Genomic DNA, 19,121 nt, shown 5'->3' with positions numbered 1-19,121 from the left:
TCTCGTGTTGTGGAGACCTTCCTGATGAAGTGCTTTGCTTTACTTAGTAGCGTACTCATACTGGCGAGTTTGCCAGCTTCGGCGCAGTTTGCAACGTCTCATGCACGAACGTTGCAACGGCCTTCGCTTCCCGGCGCTCCCGCAGTGGCCGGCAAGCCTGTTGTTCGCGTGAATGGGACCGTGCTCACCGATCGCGATCTTCTGCGCGAGATGTATCACATGTTCCCGTACGCCAAACAGCACAATGGCGGATTTCCGAAGAGCATGGAGGCTGACATTCGCGCCGGCGCTATGAAGATGATCGTCTTCGAGGAACTTGTGTACCAGGAAGCGCAGCGCCGCAACATGACGATTCCTCCCGCGCGCATGCAGAAGGCGATGAAAGCCTTCCGGAATCAATTCCAGAGCCCCGAGGATTACCACGAGTTCATGCGCGAAGAGGTGAACAACTCGCAGACATTGCTGCAAACAAAGATCAAGCGCAGCCTGTTAATCGAGCAGTTTCTGAAGACGCAGGTCAAAGCCAGGTCCGCAGTCAGCGATCTGGAGTTGAAGAAGTACTACCACGAACATCCGGAGATGTTCCGATACAACGATTCGATCGCATTCCAGAGTATTTCCATCCTGCCCAAGCCGAACGCCACTGCAGCGCAGAAGGCCGATGCGCATAAGCGGGCGGAAAACGCTCTTCGCCAAGCGAAAGGCACCAAGTCGTATCAGGAGTTTGGGCTGCTCGCCGAGAAGATTTCGGAAGACGATTTTCGCGTGATGATGGGCGACCACCGTGCAGTGGATGGTTCGAAGCTCCCCCCGCAAGTGGTGAAGGCTGCAACGGCGCTGAAGCCGGGAGAAGTGAGCGACCTCATCCAGGTGGACGATGCCTACTGTGTGATTCGGCTGAACGCACATGTTCCGGCTGGCATGCGGCCATTCGAGCAGGTGAAAGATGGGTTGCGCAAGAAACTGGTGAGCGATCGCAGCGAGCAACTTCGCGCTGACCTTGGCAAGACATTGCGCGCAAAGGCGAAGATTGAACAGCTGTAAGTGAGCATTCAGGAAAGAGGGCTGTGGGGTTTGAGTGGGCGCGCGATCTGCGGAACGTTTATAGTGCTGCTGACGCTCGCTCTTTCTGCATCGGCACAATTGCAGGTTGGACCTGACGTGGAGATGACGCTGAACGGCGTAGCGCAGGTTGGCTACTCGGCGGACTACAGTAACACGTCCCAGTCAGATCACTCGCTCAATGTCGGCGGAAACGGTACCCTGAGCGGAAATTATCATTCGCCCAACTTCCTGACCTTTACTGCATCACCGTTCTTCAACCAGTCGCGAGCGAATTCGACATATCAGTCCATCTCCAATGCAACCGGATTGGTTTCGACGGCGAACCTGTTTTCGGGTGGATACTTTCCGGCAAGCATTACGTATAACACGACGTATAACAGTTCGGGCCGCTACACCGTTCCGGGTGTGGCCGACTACACAACTCACGGGAACGACAATGACCTTGGAGTGACTTGGGGCTTACGGATTCCCAACACTCCAAATGTGACCTTCAGCTTCACGAAGGGACACAGCACCCATTCGATCTATGGCAGCGACGAGCAGAACGAGGCGTCTTACAGAAATATCTCCGTTTCATACTCGTATCGCGTGCGAAGTTTTGATGTTAGCGGCAACTATCGCAATTACAATACCGATTCGTTGTATCCACAGGTCACGTTCGACTCCGAAACGAAAAGCCACACAAACGGCGAATCTCAGGGACTAAGCGTTAGCCATCCATTGCCGCTGAATGGCTCGTTCAATATTTCCGGTGATCAGTCGATCACCCATTCAACGTCGCAGTACAGCAACTACAACACTACAGTGAATACGTTGAGTTCGGGCGTCGGCTTCAGCCCTCTGTCTCAGTTGACGATGGGCGCGAATGCCAACTACACCGATAACCTGATCGGAACGCTTCAGCAGCAGATTCTCGACAGCGGTGGCATCCTGTCCAGCACCGATCAGCAGGGAAGCCACGGGCTGGATGTGAGCTCGTATATCGGTTACACGCTAAGCCCGCTGCACCTTTCGCTGGTGGGTACAATGGATTACCGTTCACAGGCCTATTATGGGCAGACACTCTCGTCTCGCAGCTACAGCGGGATGGCGAGCTACTCGTGGTATCTCGCGAAGGGTTACTTTAATGCGAATACGTCCATTGTTCGCACCGAGATTGACGCCCGGAACCAATCTTCTGTGGGTGTGACTAGTTCGACCTCCTACACGCGGAAGTTCGGAAATTGGGAGGCATCGGGCAGTTTCAACTACTCGCAGAACACACAGACGACACTCGTGTCCTACATGACGAACGGGCTCGGCTACTCCGGTAGCATCTCGCGCAAGCTATCACGATCTTTCCGCTGGAGCGCCGGTGCTCACGCCTCGCGAAGCGGACTGACGCAAGATGCAACTTCGGAGAGCCGGTCGCGGAGTTATATGACTTCGCTCGGCACTCGAATGCTAAGCGTCAGCGGTACTTACTCCACGTCGAGTGGCAATGCAATCCAGACCGCGAGCGGCCTGTCCACAGCTCCGACAACAGGTACAGTCATTGACCCTGCAGCCTTGGTGCGGTTCAGCGGCACAGGTTGGGGAATCGGCCTCGGTTCGAGTCCAACTCCTCATTTGACTGTATCGGCCAGCTTTTCCAAATCACTAAGCTCGACGGTATCGACAAATACTAGTCGCAACCGCAACGAGCAGTTCACCAGCACGCTGCAGTATCAGGTTCGTCGCATGTACTTCACCGGTGGATTCACGCGACTACTGCAAGGGTTCAGCACGACCGGATCACAGCCAACAGTCGTCGGTTCGTACTACATTGGTGTGTCTCGATGGTTCAACATCTTCTAAGCGCGATACAAAATGTCCGGCGCGGGTGGCATCCTTTGCGCGTGGCTGCCGCCGCGCTGGCGCTTACCACGGCAGTGCTCGGCCAGACGGTAACTCGCGATGTGCTAGGTGCGCATGACATGTCGCCCATGAGGAGCGCGACCGTCACAGGCTCCCTGACTGGCGCGTGCTTGTATTGCCACGCACCCCACTCGGGAATGAATGGCAGGGATGGTGTACAGACCCATGCCCTCTGGAACCAACAGCTCTCAACCGAGACGTATAAGGACAAACTTTACACCAGTTCAACTTACGTGCAGCAAAGCACAACGCCCAAATTAGGCGGTACCAGCAACATGTGCCTGAGTTGCCACGATGGTACGGTTGCGCCAGGGCAAACGACGGCGTACGGAACCGTTCAGATGAACTCGACCATGCAAAAGCTGGTCGGAACCGACTTGCGCTCGTCGCACCCAATCAGCCTTGCGCTGCCGATCAAGGATGCAGCGGGCCTCAACAGTACGTTTATATCCACAGGAGCCCCGGTAGACTCAACCGGCTCTGTGAAGCTGATCAGTGGGAATATTGAGTGCACCACGTGCCATAACCCGCACGTACAGAACATCGATCCGAACAGTCCAAATTTTCTCGTTCGTGACAATACAAATAGTGAGATTTGCCTAGCGTGTCATGATCTGAGCAGGACGGATACTTCGACTACGAGCACGACAACCACTAGCGCTGCGACGCCTACGGCAATGCGCTCTGGGGCTCGGAGCCTTACGCGTACAAGCGCTACGCAATGGTCGGCAAGCGCCCACGCCACTGCGACAAATCGTCTCTCGATCGACGTGAGCATGAGCACCCATCCAACAGTTGGTCAGAACGGGTGCCTATCTTGTCATACTCCCCACAACGGTCAGACAACCGGATGGCTTTTGCTCGATAACACGTCTACGACTTCGACTGCCCTATCCTTGCGAGCGATGGCGACCGCGCGTGATGCTCGTGCGAGTACCTTAGCGAACACGGGAGGGAGCGAACGAACTTGCCTCGGTTGCCACGACGGGAGCTCCCGCGTAACGCCAAAGCCTGCAGATGTGCTTTCGGAATTCTCGAAGATCGGACACCCATTCCCATCAATTACGCAGGTTCACGCGGTTCACGAGCCTACATTACTTAATCAGAATCGGCACGCGACCTGCGTAGACTGCCACAATGCTCATGCTGCGAAGAAGAGGACTAGTTCCAATGACCAGTCGCTACGGCCATCTCAAAACGGCGTTGGGGGAATCAGCGCGACAGATGGAACGACTGTGCTAAAAGAGGCACAACATCAGTATGAGAACTGCCTGCGCTGCCATTCATCGAGTAGCGGCAAGATTTCCGATTCACGATATGGATACAGCCCTTCGCGAGCGATCTCTGGTGCAGATCCGCTCGATGTGCGGACCCAGTTGGCAACTTCATCTCATTCCAGCCATCCAGTGCTCCACGAACGCACGAGTGGCTACTCGCAACCCAGTCTGCGGACCTACATGGTCAAATTAGATGGTCGAACGGCAGGACGAAGCATCGGCACTCAGATCCTCTGCACTGACTGTCACAACAGCGACGATAATCGCGACTCTGGTGGATCAGCACCCAACGGCCCCCATGGCTCGAAGTATTCTCACATTTTGGAGCGCCGGTACGAAATGAGCCAGTCAGGGGCCACGGGCGGGAAGATCACAAATCTATACCCCACTCCAGATCTCACCGTCTCCGGGCCGTATGGGTTGTGCGGGAAATGTCATGACCTGGATAGAATTGTGGCGAATACCAGCTTCAGCGAGCACGCTAGGCACATCAATGCAGGTTTCTCGTGTTCTGTCTGCCACGCGGCACACGGGGTAGCTGGACAGTCTGCTGGAATTAATGGCGAACGGCTAGTGAACTTCGATGCAAACGTAGTTGCCGCACTCGCTAACGAAGAAATTTCCTATGATCGCGCCACCGGTTCTTGTTCTCTCTACTGCCACGGGCACGTGCACCATATGGCAACGACATCGTCACGTTTTTCGACGGCACATTGACGTTTCTGCAGAATGTGCGTGAGTTGAGTACTTAGTGTCTCGTACTTGTACAATTCGCGGTTGAACTTTCGATCGCGATGCATGTACCAGAAGGGGCCCAATGTTAAGTGGCCTACGACGAGCAGTCGCAGGCCGAACATTTCGCACAGACCAACCATCCACACTTGATGCATCGGGGTGTTTCTGGGTCCCTACTGTCAACGGGTTCCTTACAATGTCGACAATGATTGACCCGCCAAGTCTCTTTGCATCTCGAGTTGCTGCAGGTCATAACTGAGTTTCCTGTTGCGATGGACCCGCAGCGAACGCATGTTGTTCGGAATTCTCTCCGGTTCCGAATCCCACGGTTGAGATCCGTGTCCGAATTGAATTCGAGTACCTCAACTTCGTGATCGCATCCAGAAACAGACGGCTCTCCACAGCTAGGGCATACTGGTTGGGATTCGTTGTTTGCGTCGAGTGGCATACCGCAATTTCGGCAAATATTCATGCTTCTCCTTTGTTTGTGATCGTGGTCAAGAGGTGGGCCCATTAACGGATGGAACCGAATGCTTGCGCAATCCTCGGCACACCCGCTGTGGCCATTCGCGGTTGGGTGTGTCCCAAGTGAAGTGCATAACAAAAATGGGGCACCGATAGATGACGAGTGATCCTCTTGCTGAACCGCATGGTATGGGTTAGGCCAGAAAAGTACCGCGGAAGTCGGAGCAATAGCTCGATTCCTTATCTACTTCCGTGATGACTGTCACTTCAAAGTTGAAGCAGGGCGTTCTTCGACAGTAATCGTCTGGTCGTCCTCGACCTGACTGCCTCAGAGATTGGAATGCCGCTGAGTAGCGGTATTCAACGTTTGAGGGTGCTCTTTTCTCCTTGTCTCGAACCTTTAGAAGACTCTAAGCTATTCATTGTCAACCTGAGGATCGCGGCAACAGATAGTTCTCCAAGGAGTCCCTCCGTAGCGTTATTGCGAATCCAACGTCTGGCGAAATTGCTGCAGCTCTGCTCGAAGTTTCGCTAGGTGATGAGAGAGGCATTTGATCCGCTGGCCATTTCTGCGTCGTTCCTCCCGTGCAGTTCTGGCGATCTGCAGATGCAGATCTCGTGCGCGGTTGAGCCGACCACTAGTTCGAGCAATTGCTCGCTCAAGCGCCGTGAACTGCTGTTCGCATTTGCAATTTGGCTTGGCGGTTTCTTTATGGCGGCGCCGAGTGCCGCTGTGCCCAACATGTAACCCTCCACAGTATCGGCATGGATAGATCACAAGGTCGCCGTCTTGCGGAAGAGAGGAAGCGTGCAGAAGTGCGCTGAGGTAATGCGGATGGCTCTTTTTGCGGGCGCATGAAAACCACTCGCGAAATCGCAATGGGACTCCCTTCGATGTTTGTGTCTGGGTGTGAAAACCGCGGTTTGCTGTCGAACTCAGTGCTATGGGTGAGAAGAGCGGTGATAACCTTCGAGGGGAAGGGAATTGGTATCAGGAACAACTGTCGGGTATTACAAGGAGAGGTGTTGTGGATGGATTGGGGCCCCTCGCAACTCGAACGTTGGGGTCTATCGTCCTGATCTATTGTAGGGAACACTCGTCGGCGGGGCCGATAGCTGATTGTCGTTTCTGCCCGCACTTGCAGTGTTTGACTGGGTATTAATTAAGTACTAGGAATTGGCGCATGCTTTGCCCCATATGGTACCGAAGAATTCTAATGCTGGAATTCTGCGGGACGCGATATTAGGTTGTTCGGGCGGTGCAGCAACGCACACTCGACGGGGATCAAGGGTTCGGTTGGAACATAGCTGCTTGTGGGTAGGGTTTCAGAGCTGAGACGCTGGAAGGAATTATCAGCGAACCGCTCGCAGGAGATGGAACTTAGTTCACATCTGCCTGCGAGCTAAATGTCGTTTTAAAAAGCTCGACATCGAACATAGGGTTTCAATCCACACTCGCGCGTGAGCGGGTGACACTTGCTAGACAATATCGTACCGCCGCCATAAGTTTTCATCAAAACCCCGGGTGGCAGATCATCGTCTCTGCATCTTCTCGCGTTGGCACTCCAGCAGTATGTCGACCACTCCGATCCGTGAGCGCCCACTGCTGAATGCACTGCCGAATGCTGAAGGACTGAACGCGACAGCAGATCACTCCGTGTATTGCACTCCCTTAATTCCATCGATCAGAAGCCAGAAATCACCTCGGGAGCCAAGTCGTCTAAGCAAGCAATCTCAATCTTCCCGTCTGGTGCAACTGTTAACGAACGGTGGACCTTGGCGGAAGAGTATTGACCTGCTTTCGAACGGTGTTTCCACCAAACCACTTTGAGAACCTCCATGCTGCCCTCGGGACGAGCGGAAGAGGCGTCATTCTCAAAAAGCTTCGGCAAGATCGACTTAAATGTTTCCGCGTCCTGTTCACTGAAGCCAGTCCGTTCTGCTAATTGCGGATTGATGCTGCCAAAGAAAACATAGATGCCGGTTTCCACTCGGTGCTTCATTCCCCTAGTGTCCGAACTGCGCTTGCTCCCATCTCCTTCGGAGTTAACACTCTTCGTGATCTGGATGCTGGTGACCTCGACAGGCTGAATGCTAAAAGCAGGGTGTATGGAAACGGGGCCGCGAATTCCAATAGAGACAGCAGCGTCCGCAACGTCCCCATTTGCTTTTGATTTTCCTCTCTTCGAAAGCGCGAAGAGCTGGCCAAAGCTGCGGACGTCGATCCAAGTCTCACATGCCCTTGCCGCCATATCTGCAGTGCCGAATGCGTTGCCCAGTGTGGCTTCCGCCCGGTCCCGTAGGGACTTGAATTCATCCGTCCTGCGGTCATCAGACTGGACGAAGACGGGAAATTTTAATTCCATCAATCGGTCGCGAATTTTCCTCTTTAGGCAGACGTCGCTGATCTCGCCCATACCGCTATAGTCCGTGCGTGGACGGTTGCCATTAAGAGGATCGCCATTGGGGTTTGCGTGCTGAACGCGGAGAACCACTGCGAAGTCGATTTTGTTCTGCAGGGCCTTACTCAATTTCTCTCTCTCCCTGTGCTACCTCGTTGTGTAACCCTGGAACAGATTGGTGGCCCTCCGCCTGCTCCCGCAAAGCGGCGCGCTGGCAGTGAAAGCCGAGCAGAAACTCTCCCGATAGAGGGCGGTCGCTCGTGAAGTCGTCATGACGGAAGCTGCTCATTACGTTATCGAGCGTTTGCTGAAGACGAGAGAGCACATCGGGGAGGTTGGCACGCAATCTCGTCTCAGAAGGTCTAAGCGCGAATTCCAGCGCGCACCAGGTAGAATTCGGGTGTGAGGCAAAGCGCTGCATGAGGCGCATCGCATTCGTATCGCGATCCTCGCTGGCGACGTGCAATGCCCTGCTTTCAATATGGTCAGCAATCGCGAGCAGGCGCCCAAATAAATAATCGCGTGAGTTGCGACCCTGTTCGAGGGACATCTGGTATTGCTTCTCCTTCCGGTATCCCCTGTAAAGACCACAGGCAATCTCAAGTCGTTTTTCCCATTCCCACATTCGCTTGTGATTTCCAAATGCGGCTCTGTTCAATACTTTGTCTATCACAGACTCGACTATGTCGCGTGGCAAAGGTGCCGCGTCCACGATGCATGGCAGCAGACGTTCAATCGTCTTCTTACGCAGCTTTTCATCGAGAGGTCTTCCGCTCACGCTGAAAGCAGCTTCGGCAACGTCGCGATGTGAGGGCGTACTGGTGAACTGCAGTCTGCCGTTTGATGGAGGCCATGCGTAGCGGGTGTGCCACTGCTCTAGTCTGGCGAGGAACTCTGAGCCGGTCAGTTCGCGGTAGTAGATCACCGCTATCCGTCCGGGCGACGCTGAGTCTAGACCCACGACCACAACCGTACTTGTGGCACCTAGGTTCGCGCGGTATCCCGTTATTAATCTATTCAGCTGAAGCGCAAACCGTTGACCTGCATCGCCTGTGTACAGAACTTCATTCGCACCCGTTCTCTGTTCGGGCGCCAGCAGTTGAGCGGTGCTCACCATGAGCTGCGGAACATCCTCTCCCCCGGGTGACCAAGCCACGATCACCTGCTCTCCATTGCGAATCGACCCAACTTGACGATTGATAAGCCATCGCAACGCGCTATGCGCCTTTTGGGATACCTCGAAGCTGACACTGCATGCCTCATTCGCTTCCCAAAAGCGACCACGAAATGTGAAATTCTGTTCGTCGTTGGATGAGATCAGCTTGGCTCCATCAAGGGAGTGGCGGAGGCGTTTGGGGTGCTTAGTAGCTATTGGGGCTTGGGTTCCTGCCACCATACACAGCCCCATCTTGCCATTCGAACTCGCATCAAATTTTGACCAGGCAGCTTGAACGTCAGGATCGTCGGAAACCACTGTTTCATTATCGTCGGGGGTGGTTTCTACACGCCAGCGCACAACTAGATCGCCTTGATCGCGCTGCCCGTTCGTAGCGACAAGAGAGCGGAATGTTTGTGGCAAGGTCGCTGTATCAGGCCACTCGGTCAGGAGTCTCTTGCCTTTTACGTCACAGTAAAGGACTGTTGCTTTCACAAGGTCTTGAACGAGCGTACCTTTACGAACGTAGTTCAGCACCGCCCGAACTTTTGCGTGTCCATACGGTGAAGCACACCAGTTCTGAAGTTGCGCCAAGTACTCGGAATAGAACGACCGCTTCGCACCTCCATATGCGACGTAATCACCTGCGCAGTATTGCACCTTGTCACATAGCGGATGAGGAGGAGGCTTGATCCCTGAGCGCGCAGCTGAATCTTCTGTCGTCTGTATTACAATCTCGGCTTTAGGAATTGCTTGCGCACGCAGGAAGTTTCCTTGTCTGTCCAAAACCACATCTACGTGTGCTTGTTGCAGCGAATGGCTCACGGGCAGTAAAGGGTCTTTTATAAATGGCGGCGCGCCATTGCACCTTTCATAAGTTTCATAGAGCTTCTGGATCAAACCCATGTCAGGAATCTAGCTCCGCAGCTTCTGAGTCGGAGTTCCGAATTCTTGCGCCAAAACCAAACTGTTTGGCCTGCATCGGGTGGATTGGTTTGCGAATCATGGCACCGTTATCTGGGCAATCGGGACGTAGGAACTCGATGATCCCATTACGCATTAGTGGCCGCCAGAACCTCGTACCAAGCATCGGTATTCCCGTCTCATCAGGATAATCGAAGCCATGGAACATCACTCCGAAGGCAAGTTCGACACAGTTGTCGTACGCGCTTTTACCGGAGCCAAACTCGCATGGCATTACGTAGCCCTGGCATTCGCGCGTGCCGAGAAAAATGTCTTGACGACCGCCTCGCTCCAGCATCCGTAATGCAATCCGATGGTGCTTGTGTTCGTTCTGGTCATTTTTCAGTGCCACCTGGTGATTGTTCCACTCGAAATGTGCGCGAACCTGATATTCGACACCGGGGGGATCGCCGGAAGCCAGAGGTTCACCGGTGAGATACGTGTAAATCGAAAGCTCATTGGCACCGCCGTTGTACTTTAGCGGCTTGACACCTTTGGTCTGCGTGCGAAAGAGTCTCATCACTCGCACTGCATCAATAACCCAAGTGAACGTGGGTTGCCAGTAAATCGACTTAGCCACTCCCTTTAGAGCCTCATACGTCGGTACGTGATAGGAGCATTTTTCTCCTCCTACCCTCGTCAAAGGATCAGTAAAGAGCGCGTATCGGCCCCAGAGCTGGAATTCAATACTGTTACGCGCTTTATACATTCATGAACTCCAATTGCGGTGGGGTTTAAGCCATGTCTAATTCGGATCTCGTCAAGTGTGGAACTCTCGTGGCGCTTTACAGTTCCGCGCGGCGGCTTTAATCTCGCGCGACACAATATCCAAAATGCTGAATGACAGGGGGTACTGCTTTGTATCCCATGGAATGTCTCGACCTCTATCGCTTCGCTGATGGCTTCATTGCGAACACAACGGCGAAACATGCGTTGCTCAGGCCAATTTTGACGTAATTAACTAAAAGCAGCGTAGCAGAAAAGATGTGTTTTGCTAATCGGCAGATCCTGCCTGGAAGTTCAATGTGCTATTTCACCAACGGCCGTTTCGCGGTCTGTAGGATGACTGTATTGGACGACAGTTCCGTCAGAATAGAAGAGACTTGTAGTATTGCGATACACTTCCTTTGCCATTCAAGGCTCAAGGACAACACGAATGGCAAGAATGAACCAACAAGATCGGTAGCGACTGCGCCACGGAGTAAGCGAAAGGCAAATGAACTAATAACTTGAGAGGCCTGATCGAGACAATCGAGGTAACTCTGTTCATATTCTGAAAGGATTTTTCCCCTATGGACACAAACAAGATTATTGCCGACCTTCGCGCCGAGCGCGACCGTCTGGATAAAGCAATTTCTGCTCTTGAAGCAATTGACAGTGGAGCAACACTTCCTGCAAAGCGTGGTCGCAAACCCAGGAAGAAATCGGAATCAGCGGAGAAAAGCACGAAGCGGGTGATGAGCCCCGAAGCCCGGAAGCGTATCGCAGCGGCACAAAAGAAGAGATGGGCCGCACAGAAGAAAGCGACGAAGACAAGCTCCTGGAAAGAATAGGGTAAAGAGGTTTACTCGAAGCATCAGACGGGAGCCGAGTCGTCGACTCCCTTCTGATGCTCAACGCTGTGGCATGGAGCCAACGTTTCTTGTGCGGGTCCTCCTGCCGGAACTCCTCCGAGAGGTCTATCCAGAAGTGCCTGTTCCTCAACAAGCACGACGGTTTAACAAACTGTTTTGGAGGAAGCAGTGTTGGGGCGGCCGCTTTCGCGGCTGTCTTAGATGGAAGCGATCTGATTTCTCCAGTTGCTCGTCTCTCGTAATAGATGTTTCCCGAATTGTCCTAATTCTTGAATCTCATCCCAAGTGAGACCCGCCGGCCCACCGCGGATTACTGATCTTGGCGGCATGCTCGATTAGAGGAATCTGCTCGGGGTAACTCTCAACAGTTCAGGCAAATTTCTGACGTCTTAGAGTTCACGGCGACGACGTCTCTCCTCGGCCTATTTCGCAGACATCCCACGGAGCGGGATGCCTGATACCACCAAGAATCGTGGAACTCTGTCATCATTCGGCGTAGAGTGGTGCGGGTGACGATAACACGCTGGCTTTTGAGGGTCACAATTGTCTGGGCTGTATCGCTGGCGCTTAGTGCAGTGCTGGTTTTCAAGCACGCTCATCCAACTTCCATCTGCGCAGCACTGGTTGTTCTGTGGTTTGCGTTGCTCGTTTTCTCGCTACTCCTGCTCAAGTACAGAGAACACCGAAAGAATCTGTCGCGCCGAGCGGCAGCCGAGACCGAGCAACAACGCGAAGAAGGACAGTCATTCCAGCCAGAGATTCCCTCGCATTACGCATATCTGAACCTGTCACTCCTTCTATTGGCGATAAGAGAGCTTTGGCTGCGGCATAGCACAAAGAACGGCGCCCCGGTTGAGGCAACTGTTGAACTCGCCTACTACACCACTCCGGTTGATAAGAAAGTCTTCCGCGCCGAAATGCGATATGCATACAGCTTTCGAGGGAAGCAATTCGCTGGCAGAACTGCGCGAGATTACTTCCTGAACCACAAGGCGGGAGAGAAACTAGCGACCCTTCGCAAAGGGGAGCGGTTGATTGTGCTTGTCAATGTTGAACGCCCTGAAATCTCTTATTACCCAAGCGGGTTTGGCTTTATCGAACCACTCGCCCTTGCTCCTCTAGTTCTGTTCATAGCCGCATTTTTCCTGTTTATGCCGCCTCTGCTCGCTTGGGCGTTCCTGTATGACCTCTTCAAGTAATCACGCAGCGAAAATAGGCTGTATGCACTCCGCACCGTGACAAAAACCGAAGGTCATTTGTGATACTTGTCGATAAATCGCCCAGTGTCTCACTATCCGTTTCTGGGAATCGTTCGGGGGTCGTGGCCAGGAGTTCGGCACCGACTGATAAAGCGCCAGTTATGTTTTGGTAATCTTCCCGCGCGCCTCCGGCGTGGATGATGCCGGTTGATTCGCGCATAGTGACGTCTGGCAGCATTCTTCTGCACTGATTGCAGTATTAGGCTGCACTGGGTGGCAGCTTTGTTTTGTGTCGAGTGGCAGAATTGATTGCCGTCAGCACCTGGGGAGGTAACCACAATAACGCTAGTCGTCTGCATACACGCAAACTCGCGTGAAGCTGTGGGCGGAGTCTTGAGTGAGAATTCCTCGGGTGCATCTGATGCGATAATATCTCCGCGCGTTGGGACATATGAAAGGTTACGGAAATCAGCGGATGTTGTAGAGCCCTAAATTCCACGCGTTTCCCAAACTGAAGTAGTACCCATGTTTAGCAAGAATGTAAAGAAACTCGTCTTCGAGTTGTCTTGGCGAATGATAGTTCAGGACCTCATACAGCCCACTACCATCGAAAATCAGAACAAGTTCGGCGTCTTCAAAGTAGCCGATCTTTAATCTTTTGAATTCTTCCGATCTCGGTAAGTACCATCCGAAGTCATTGCTGAACCCGCTCCTTTCAAACCACTCGTCCAATTCTCGCCTGAGCAAAGAAATACGGGGAGGAAAGAATGCCAGCTGTGGGTCGACGCAATGCGCAGGATCCTCCTGTCCAGGTTCTAGTTGCTTGACTGGTGTAGGCGAGAGACTAATACCGACCTTGCAGGGAATGCCGGCGTTCCGCAATACGCGCGCGAACGATTCAGCGTAAGCGCGTTGCACATTGATGGATTCCTCAGGGAGTACCGGCTGAATTCGAAAACCGGGGCGAGTTGAGTAACAACCATCCTTGTCAGTCCTGCGCACCCAGCAAGCAAAGCGCGAGCGGCCATCCGGTAGCTGCACCCAAGCGATTCCGCGGTCCACCTGCGTATCTGTACTCTCAGTGTTGGCAACGATAGATGAGGCTTCGTCCGCTGCGCAGGTCGCTCTCTTCCAAAGCTCCTCCCAATGATCATCGTCAAGTGGTCGCGATGCAAACAGCGATTCTGGCGCCTCGGGGCAGGGGCTAAAGTACCGATTCTTGTTTATGGGAATAATGGCTGCCATGCTGGCATTCTGAGCCCTTGCAGACGGTTTGACAATAGAAATGTACCCTGTTATCAGCAGCTTATGGGAGATCATCTTGTTGCCTGTGGTCAAGATGGAAGTGCCGCCAGAAGGCCTAACTTGTCCACTGTGGTCAGGTCGGCTTACGGGAGGCAGGAGAAGAGACGAGACTGCAGGCGGGCCGCGATTTCAGATATCTCTACTGATTGGGATCGAAGTAAGGGCTTGTGCCCGCAACTCCGGGCGAGACACTTGAACGTCCCAGTTAGACCTAATGTGCGTGTGGATATGTACGTGCCGATGTCTTCGAGATAGAGGCAAAGGGAATAGGCCATCCCTCTCTCGGCGGAGGAGCTAACGCGTCGCATCGATCAGACCGCAGCAGCACAGGTCGAGATCGCATGTGCACCTTTGCGATAGCAGATTGGGTCTTTGCGCGAAGCATTGCGGCATCAGAGCGGATGTAATTCCAGGCGCCGGCACGATCTCCCCTTGGAATGCGGAGTTTGCTCCCGTCGCCGAGCAGATGACGGCCCAGTGGGAAGAGGGACGGAACTTGACTAACGGCCGAACAGAATCGGCTATGTGAACCGCGGGTTCTGTTCTCTCTATACCCTCTGAATTGAGCGAGTAGAAGGACGACGTGCAAATCGGACTTCCCGTCCTTTCCCCGTCGCACGCTGTGATCGTCGCGAAATGGCTGTCATCTGTCGTCCGGCGCGAGAAGTCGCAGGAGTGGTACTGAAGTACTCTTCATTGCTCGCGACGAGAACACCCCCGGTCACGTTGAGTCTGTCCACGAAGTCCGAAGCAGAATGCTGTCGAGTTCCCCGAGCTCTTTACGTGGAATATGACTTCGCGCCGGATGTTGTGGCGGATCGGCATGCCGACTACACGTAAGCCTCCTGAGCACTTGACTTGATCTGAAACTACGCAGGTATGCCCGAGTCGTTGCCTCTCCATTGTGGAGGTTTTGGCAATCGAAGTGTCGAGATGTAACTTAGTGGAATGAGTGGCATAGTTGAAGCACCAATATCGTCGGCCAGTGCCACAGTGACCGCCGTCCTGGCCGAAAAGCCCTCCGTTGCGCGCGATATAGCCCGCGTTCTCGGAGCCGCCAAAAAGGGTCAAGGATATCTGCACGGAAACGGATATGTGGTGACCTGGGCCATCGGGCACCTTGTTTCTCTGGCGCAGCCTCACGAGATGCATTCCGAGTGGAAGCATTGGAGGCTGGACTTGCTGCCCATGCTTCCTGCCGAATGGCCGCTGGTCGTGTATGAAAAGACCAAGGACCAGTTTGAGGTGGTACGGAAGATTCTGACCTCGCCGCGAGTGGCGCAGGTGGTTTGCGCAACGGATGCCGGCCGGGAAGGAGAACTGATCTTTCGCTACATCTACGGCGCGGCGATCTGCGATAAGCCGGTAACCCGGCTCTGGATCTCATCGATGACTGCCGATGCGATCCGCAAAGGCTTTGAGAACTTGCGCCCCGACAGTACCTACGACGGACTGGCCGATGCCGCGCATGGGCGGAGCCGCGCCGACTGGCTAGTTGGAATGAACCTCTCGCGGGCCTATTCCCTGATTTACAACGAAGAACTCTCGGTAGGACGCGTGCAGACGCCCACGCTGGCCATGGTGGTAGAGCGGGAGCTTGTCCTTCGGCAGTTTGTGCCGGAAGAGTACATCGAGGTGATCGCCAAGTTTGAAGGCCAAGGCGAGCGGAAGCAGCAGGTCTTTACGGGCACATGGTTCCGGTCGCGCGAACAGGGGAGCGAGAAAGAGGCCCAGGCGAAACTGTCGCGTCTTCCGGCGGACGGGGAAGAGGCGCGGCAGATCCTCGAACGGGCGCGAACTGGCGCGGTGACGATCGAGTCAGTAAAGTCTGAGACGCAGCGCACGCAGCCGCCGTTATTGTATGACCTGACGGAACTGCAGCGTCACGCCAATCGACTGTTCGGGTTCAGCGCGCAGGAAACGCTGACATACGCGCAGGCGCTTTATGAACGCCACAAGCTCATCAGCTATCCCCGCACGGACAGTCGCCATTTATCAGCCGATGTGGCGAAGACGGTTCGGAAAATTGCGGATGTGGTTGCACCGCAGTATTCACAGCGCGTGGCTGAGGGCACGGGAACACGGCCGCTGAGTCGGCGTTTCGTAGATGACAGTAAGGTGAGCGACCACCACGCGATTCTGCCAAACGCGGTGAATCCCGGGAAGCTGAGCCTCAGCCCTCAGGAGCGCAAGATCTACGACCTGGTGTGTCGGCGCTTTTTGACAATGTGGCACGAGGATCATCTGCAGGCCACCACGACCGTGATTACCGCGATTACGAACCCCGGACAAGATGGCACAGAAGCCATTGTGGATCACTTCCGCACGTCGGGAACGCTGGTGCAGCAGATGGGTTGGAAGGTGCTGGATCCTGCACCGGAAAGGAGGAAGAAGGGTTCCAAAGGCGGTGATGAGGACGAGGCGGAGCAAGTGCTGCCTCCGGATCTGGCGGAGGGCCAGCCGCAACAAGTGGCTGAAATCAATGCCAAGAAGAAGAAAACCAAGCCGCCCAAGCGGTTTACCGAGGGCACTCTGCTCACGGCAATGCAGACGGCGGGGCAGACGCTGGATGAGAAAGAACTATCGGATGCGATGAAGGACACCGGGCTGGGAACACCGGCCACGCGGGCCGCGATCATCGAGGTGCTACTGAAGCGTGGATACATTGTGCGCAGCGGAAAAATGCTGGAAGCGACGGACAAAGGAATCCATTTGATCGAGGTTGTGCATCCGGAGGTGAAGAGTCCGGCGATGACTGGCCAATGGGAAGCATATCTGAAGAAGATCCACCAGGGACAGGCACAGCTTGGACCGTTCCTCGAAGGCATCGGCGCGTATGTAAGCACTGTTGTGGAAAAGATACGGCTGACGCCAAGGATGCGGTTCGCTCCTGCCCAGAAGACAGGTCAGGCTGCAAGAAACGCAAAAGCAGGCACTGCAGTTTTAGCGCAGGCCAAGGCTAAGAAGCCATCGAAGGCAGCACAGCTGAATGCGCTGCTGGAGGAGCGGTTCGGATACAAGAAGTTTCTCCCGGGGCAGAAAGCCGCGTGTCTGGCTGCGCTGTCGGGCAAAGACCATTTGCTGGCGCTTCCTGCCGGAGCGGGGAAGACGTTGTGCTACCAACTGGCCGGACTCGCGCTTGAGGGAACCACGCTGGTAGTGAGCGCTCAGGGGGAGTGGATGGATGCAGAAGTTGCGATGCTGCGCAAGCGCGGGGTGGCGTGCGACTGCATTCATGCGAACCGCACCCGGGAGGCGCTTCGGGCCGCGTGCTGGGACTATTTAAACGGGCGGCTGAAGTTCCTTTACCTTGCAGCGGAGCGACTGAGCGTGGCAGGGTTTCCGCAGATGCTAGCAAAGCGAACCCCGGCTCTGATTGCGATTGAGGATGCAGAGCGTGCACTACGGTCGAGCCAGGGCTATCTCGCTGATTGCGAACTGCTGCGCGAGCAGCTCCCGGCACTGCGACCGGCGGCGGTGCTGGTGCTGACACGCGAGCAGAGTCCCGAAGTTCATGCGAAGATTGCAGAACTGTTTGAATTGGTACTGTAGTCGGCTCACATCGGACGGCGCAGCATCCTCCGTGCGTTCAGGACTGCGGCGCGTATACAGCACAGTCTTGAACAGACGCCGGCCGGTATCCGTGCTTCTGCGCCTCCGCCTGGGTCATGTACTCACGATGTTTTGTGTTTCCGTACCATTTGCTTGCGGGACAGTGATAAACGCCGCTGTTAGTGTTTACCCAGACTTTGTCGCCTGATGCATTTGCGGGGACGACGTTCTTATGTTTCTCGCTGTTGGCCGGGGTGAAATCGCGCGGAGTGATCTTTCCAAGGGTCTCGTTTAGCACCTTCGCTAGGCGCAGGCCTGCGAGCGCCATTTGTCGATCAGCAACGCGGATCTCACGCTCATAGTACGCCTCGTTCAGATCCGCCTTATCTGCGACCCACGCGGGCTTCACTAGTCCGGCGGATTCGTTCGCCCACTGCTCAGGCCTTCCACCATCGATATTTTTCAGGTGCTCGTGGCGGATGAGTTCTTCAAGGCGTAGCGCGTACTCGTCACGCCGAAGTCCCATTTGGAAGATCATGCTTGAATCCCACACGCCGTGAAGCTCGCATTCGTAGCGGCCGCATTGAGAGCTGCCCATGAAGCGCACATGGATGCCATTGCCACCTCTGGAATCTCCAACTGCATGCAAAGGCTGGTGGATGTCACCCACAAAATGCACAACAAATTTCAAAGCCTCCGCCCGTTGCTCTCTGCTCGCGTGCCTGTCCGCGAGCACCGCCAGGTCGTGTGAAATCTGGTCGACTACGCAGCTATGAGGGAGAGCACAATCGCGGTTTGCAATGTACGTGCCTCCGAGCGGAATATCGACATAATGCCACGGTCCAGTCTCACGCCGTTCCTTCCTGATTTCGTCGGCCCATGAAGCGATAGAGTACAAATGATTGTTGCCGATGAGCGACTGCACCATAATCTTGGTCGCTTCATCCAGATGATTTTCGGCAACTTTGGCAATGATTTGGTGGCCTTCGCGGCCCCAAGCCCAAGCGAAATTGGGAACGAAGAGCACAACGGTCAGTAAAGCAGCGAGAATGCGGTTCATAGTCTCTGAAGAGAGATAAACATGCGCGGTCTGTCGCGTCAATACGCGGACACTTTCGGAGGTTCGCGCTGCACAAGCTGCGTTAGCGACTGAACTCCTTCATTTCTTGATCAATCTCTCAAGTTTCATAGACTCTGAATCCGCCATTTTCAGTTACTCATAGGTGCTCTGCGCGTTGCTGTATGGGAATACCCGACAAGTCAACAACTTACAATGGGCGAGCATTTGGACACACACGTGCTTGTCACACTCACAACCTGTGATGGAAGCTGATGCTTCCGTGGGCACTAACCGGTAGCCCTCATATAGATCGCAACCTCCAACTTCGGACAGCTCAAACCTGATCCTGTCTGATGACTACACGACGAGCGGGTGTGATAGATGAGTTGCGAAGTCCTGAGAAGTTGTCCTCAGGACAGCTCATAGGAGACGTGTATCCATCTTCTGCAGATGCGTAAAAACAAGCTCTGAA

13 protein-coding genes are annotated in these 19,121 nt (G+C 54.4%); 8 read left to right on the top strand and 5 right to left on the bottom strand.

Translation table 11 applies throughout. The features are described from left to right. The first annotated feature begins 24 nt into the window (after positions 1 to 24). From AC6IZD_RS16915 to AC6IZD_RS16900, 4 genes are all read left to right on the top strand, one after another. On the top strand, positions 25 to 1,044 hold the full coding sequence (locus tag AC6IZD_RS16915; RefSeq protein WP_497784665.1) for a peptidylprolyl isomerase: 1,020 nt from the start codon (positions 25 to 27) through the stop codon (positions 1,042 to 1,044). Further along, positions 1,045 to 2,901: a hypothetical protein gene (locus AC6IZD_RS16910; RefSeq protein WP_497784664.1), complete on the top strand. Its 1,857-nt coding sequence runs from the start codon at positions 1,045 to 1,047 to the stop codon at positions 2,899 to 2,901. After that, complete coding sequence (locus AC6IZD_RS16905; RefSeq protein WP_497784663.1) at positions 2,883 to 4,955, top strand: cytochrome c3 family protein; 2,073 nt, start codon at positions 2,883 to 2,885, stop codon at positions 4,953 to 4,955. The genes AC6IZD_RS16910 and AC6IZD_RS16905 overlap by 19 nt, the downstream gene beginning before the upstream one ends. A 1,021-nt stretch (positions 4,956 to 5,976) precedes the next feature. Further along, complete coding sequence (locus AC6IZD_RS16900) at positions 5,977 to 6,186, top strand: hypothetical protein (protein WP_497784661.1); 210 nt, start codon at positions 5,977 to 5,979, stop codon at positions 6,184 to 6,186. Positions 6,187 to 7,123: 937 nt separating this feature from the next. Here the strand turns inward: AC6IZD_RS16900 and cas7c are convergent. The 3 genes from cas7c to cas5c are packed head-to-tail and all read right to left on the bottom strand — an operon-like array spanning position 7,124 to position 10,668. After that, a complete protein-coding gene (cas7c, locus tag AC6IZD_RS16895; protein ID WP_497784660.1) occupies positions 7,124 to 7,969 on the bottom strand; it encodes a type I-C CRISPR-associated protein Cas7/Csd2 in 846 nt (281 codons plus the stop codon). After that, positions 7,962 to 9,902: a type I-C CRISPR-associated protein Cas8c/Csd1 gene (gene cas8c, locus AC6IZD_RS16890; RefSeq protein ID WP_497784659.1), complete on the bottom strand. Its 1,941-nt coding sequence runs from the start codon at positions 9,900 to 9,902 to the stop codon at positions 7,962 to 7,964. Before cas8c ends, cas7c begins: the two co-directional genes overlap by 8 nt. Before the next feature lies 1 nt (position 9,903). Then, positions 9,904 to 10,668, bottom strand: a complete 765-nt coding sequence (gene cas5c / locus AC6IZD_RS16885; protein WP_497784657.1) for a type I-C CRISPR-associated protein Cas5c — start codon at positions 10,666 to 10,668, stop codon at positions 9,904 to 9,906. A gap of 583 nt (positions 10,669 to 11,251) precedes the next feature. On the opposite strand from cas5c, the gene AC6IZD_RS16880 reads away from it, so the two are divergent. Then, positions 11,252 to 11,512, top strand: a complete 261-nt coding sequence (locus AC6IZD_RS16880) for a hypothetical protein (RefSeq protein WP_497784656.1) — start codon at positions 11,252 to 11,254, stop codon at positions 11,510 to 11,512. Between the two features lie 530 nt (positions 11,513 to 12,042). Continuing rightward, positions 12,043 to 12,732: a hypothetical protein gene (locus AC6IZD_RS16875; protein ID WP_497784655.1), complete on the top strand. Its 690-nt coding sequence runs from the start codon at positions 12,043 to 12,045 to the stop codon at positions 12,730 to 12,732. A gap of 468 nt (positions 12,733 to 13,200) precedes the next feature. Here the strand turns inward: AC6IZD_RS16875 and AC6IZD_RS16870 are convergent, their stop codons facing one another. Then, positions 13,201 to 14,070 (bottom strand): hypothetical protein, encoded by an 870-nt coding sequence (locus tag AC6IZD_RS16870; protein ID WP_497784653.1) that lies wholly within the window; start codon positions 14,068 to 14,070, stop codon positions 13,201 to 13,203. Positions 14,071 to 14,673: 603 nt separating this feature from the next. On the opposite strand from AC6IZD_RS16870, the gene AC6IZD_RS16865 reads away from it, so the two are divergent. Both AC6IZD_RS16865 and AC6IZD_RS16860 read left to right on the top strand, forming a co-directional pair. Continuing rightward, entirely contained in the window at positions 14,674 to 14,877 is a 204-nt protein-coding gene (locus AC6IZD_RS16865; RefSeq protein WP_497784652.1) for a hypothetical protein, read from the top strand. Positions 14,878 to 14,985: 108 nt separating this feature from the next. Beyond that, positions 14,986 to 17,589, top strand: a complete 2,604-nt coding sequence (locus tag AC6IZD_RS16860) for a DNA topoisomerase 3 (protein ID WP_497784651.1) — start codon at positions 14,986 to 14,988, stop codon at positions 17,587 to 17,589. A gap of 37 nt (positions 17,590 to 17,626) precedes the next feature. On the opposite strand, the gene AC6IZD_RS16855 is transcribed toward AC6IZD_RS16860, so the two are convergent. Then, complete coding sequence (locus AC6IZD_RS16855) at positions 17,627 to 18,649, bottom strand: S1/P1 nuclease (RefSeq protein ID WP_497784650.1); 1,023 nt, start codon at positions 18,647 to 18,649, stop codon at positions 17,627 to 17,629. Positions 18,650 to 19,121 lie beyond the last annotated feature (472 nt).

It is taken from the genome of Koromonas humicola, assembly GCF_059726255.1.
This window is presented reverse-complemented; position numbering and strand designations above follow the sequence as displayed.